This is a genomic window from Rhizobacter koreensis, assembly GCF_013366375.1.
In the GTDB taxonomy this organism is placed as follows: domain Bacteria; phylum Pseudomonadota; class Gammaproteobacteria; order Burkholderiales; family Burkholderiaceae_C; genus Schlegelella_A; species Schlegelella_A koreensis.
Genome location: NZ_JABWMJ010000036.1, coordinates 1 through 2,789 on the forward strand (window position 1 = coordinate 1; position 2,789 = coordinate 2,789).

3 protein-coding genes are annotated in these 2,789 nt (G+C 68.0%); all 3 read left to right on the forward strand.

Annotated elements, in window-relative coordinates:
* Window positions 1–175 precede the first annotated feature (175 nt).
* From istA to HQN59_RS25725, 3 genes are read left to right on the forward strand one after another with little or no spacing between them, the layout of a single operon-like run.
* Complete coding sequence (istA, locus tag HQN59_RS25715; protein ID WP_176071984.1) at window positions 176–1,714, forward strand: IS21 family transposase; 1,539 nt, start codon at window positions 176–178, stop codon at window positions 1,712–1,714.
* 14 nt (window positions 1,715–1,728) lie between these two features.
* Window positions 1,729–2,466, forward strand: a complete 738-nt coding sequence (istB, locus tag HQN59_RS25720; protein ID WP_176071985.1) for an IS21-like element helper ATPase IstB — start codon at window positions 1,729–1,731, stop codon at window positions 2,464–2,466.
* Entirely contained in the window at window positions 2,463–2,717 is a 255-nt protein-coding gene (locus tag HQN59_RS25725; protein ID WP_176071986.1) for a hypothetical protein, read from the forward strand. Before istB ends, HQN59_RS25725 begins: the two co-directional genes overlap by 4 nt.
* The last annotated feature ends 72 nt before the right edge of the window (window positions 2,718–2,789 follow it).

Below are 2,789 nucleotides of genomic sequence, written 5' to 3' on the forward strand. Positions count from 1 at the left end.
TGCGTATTTCAGCCCATCGTAGACGCTCGTTTCAGCCGATCGTAGACGGCGTTTCAGCCGAACGTGGACGCCATTTCAAGCTGATCGTGGACGACGTTTCAGCCTGATCGTGGACGATTGCGGAGCGCGCGAGTGAACTTGACCGCGGGCATGCTGGCCGATTTTTCGGCCTGCCATGCCCACCAACAGGATCACGATGCGTCAGATTCGACAGGCACTGCGCCTGCACCTTGAAGCCGGTCTGAGCTACGGCCAGATCGCCCGCGCCGTCGGCATCGGCAAGGCGACGGTCGGCAAGTTCGTGCTGCTCGCCCGCGCCGCCGGCGTCGACTGGGGCATCGCGCAGACGCTCAGCGACGAGCAGCTCGAAGCACGGCTCTACCGGCCTGCCGTGCCGCGCGCGAGCCATCAGCTCGAGCCCGACTACGCCTGGATTCACCAGGAACTCAAGCGCCCGGGCGTCACGCTGCAATTGCTCTGGGAGGAGTACCAGCGGGGCTGCGAGCAGGCGTACAAGTACACCAGCTTCTGCGTCAAGTACCGCACCTGGGCGGCGGCGCTCAAGCGCTCGATGCGCCAGACCCACGTCGCCGGCGAGCGGCTGTTCGTCGATTACGCCGGTCAGACCGTACCGATCGTCGATGCGGCCTGCGGCGAGATCCGCCGCGCCCAGATCTTCGTGGCCGTGCTCGGCGCATCGAACTACACCTACGCGTGCGCCACCGCGACGCAGAGCGCGGTCGACTGGGTCGGCTCGATCATCGACGCGCTGGAATTCATCGGCGGCGTCCCGCGCCTGATCGTTCCCGACCAGACGCGCGCGTTGATCGCCCGACCCGACCGCTACGAGGCGGTGGTGAACCGCCTGGTCGACGAGTTGTGCGACCACTACGACGTCGCGGTACTGCCGGCACGCCCGGCGCACCCGCGCGACAAGCCGAAGGTCGAGGTCGGCGTTCAAGTCGTCGAGCGCTGGATCCTCGCGCGCCTGCGCAACCGGCGCTTCTTCAGCCTGGCCGAGCTGAACGCCGCGATCCGCGAGCTGCTGCTCGATCTGAACCAGCGCGCCTTCAAGAAGCTGCCCGGCTGCCGCGCCAGCGCCTTCGACGCCCTGGACCGTGGCGAGCTGCGGGCGCTGCCGGCCACCCGCATGTCGATCGCGCGCTTCAAGCGCGCCCGCGTCAACATCGACTACCACGTCGAGCTTGACGGCCACTACTACAGCGTGCCGCACCGGCTCGTGCGCAGCAAGGTCGAACTGCGCGTCACCGGCACGACGGTCGAGATCCTGGCGGGCAACCAGCGCGTGGCCGTGCACGCGTACAGCAGCCGGCGCGGCGCGCATACGACCACGGCCGAGCACATGCCGGCGTCGCACCGCGCGCACCGGGAATGGACGCCGCAGCGACTGATCGCCTGGGGCGAGCGCATCGGGGCTGCCACCGCGGCGCTCGTGCGCTGGCAGATGGAGCACCGCCCGCACCCCGAGCAGGGCTACCGCGCCTGCCTCGGGCTGCAGCGCCTGGCGCGCCAGTTCGGCGACGAGCGCCTCGAAGCCGCTTGCGCCCGCGCGATGTCGATCCGCTCGCCGACCTACCGCAGCGTGAACTCGATCCTGGCCGCCGGACTGGATCGACAGCAGGTGCCGGCTACGCCAGCCCAGGCGGCACTGCCATCGCACGAGAACGTGCGTGGCCCCGACTACTACCACTGACGAAGGAGACGCCCTTGCTCAACGAACACACCCTGGATCAGCTGCGCGGCCTGCGCCTGGACGGCATGGTCCATGCGCTGTCGGACCAGGGCACGAGTGCCGCTGCGGCCGAGCTGGCCTTCGACGAGCGCCTGGCGATGCTGGTGCAGCGCGAGATCGACTGGCGTGACGCCAAGCGCCTCACCCGGCTGCTCAAGGCGGCCAAGCTGAAGGTCGGCAGCGCCTGCATCGAGGACATCGACTGGCGCGGCTCGCGCGGGATCGATCGCAACCTCGTCACTGCGCTCGCCGGCTGCGACTGGCTGCGCCACGGTCACAACGTCTTGATCACCGGAGCCACCGGGGTCGGCAAGACGTGGTTGGCTTGTGCCCTCGCGCAGCAGGCGGCGCGATCGGGCTTCACGGTGCTGTACATGCGTGCGCCGCGGCTGCTCGAGGAACTGCGCGTTGCCCATGGCGACGGCAGCTTCGGGCGTCGCCTGGCGCAGCTCGCACGCATCGACCTGCTGGCGATCGACGACTTCGCGATCGCGCCGATCACCGCGGCCGAGCGCAACGACCTGCTCGAACTGCTGGACGACCGCGTCGGCACACGCGCCACGTTGATCACGAGTCAGTTGCCGGTCACAGCGTGGCATGAGTGGCTGAACGATCCCACCTTGGCCGACGCCATCCTCGATCGCATCGTGCACACGGCGCATAAGATCGCGCTCAAGGGTGAGTCGATGCGCAAGAAGCAGGTGAAGGCATGACCGCTTCGCGCAACCTGAGCGACACAACCGCTGCAGCCATAAACACGGCTTGCCCACCGCGGCGGTCGTTCGTCGCAAGCGACGCCCGCCGCCGTGGACAAGCCTGCCAATCCAACCCGCCAGCCATTACCGCCTTCGGCGCCGCGTTGCTCACCCCGGCGATGCTCGCCGGCATGGACAACGCTCACCGGTTCAGCGTCATCGTGGACGGCTGGGATACGATGAACTCATTCACTCGCGTGCTTCCGTGATCGTCCACGATCGCGCTGAAACAGCGTCTGCGATCACGTCGAAACGGACGTCCACGATCGCTGAAATGCGCA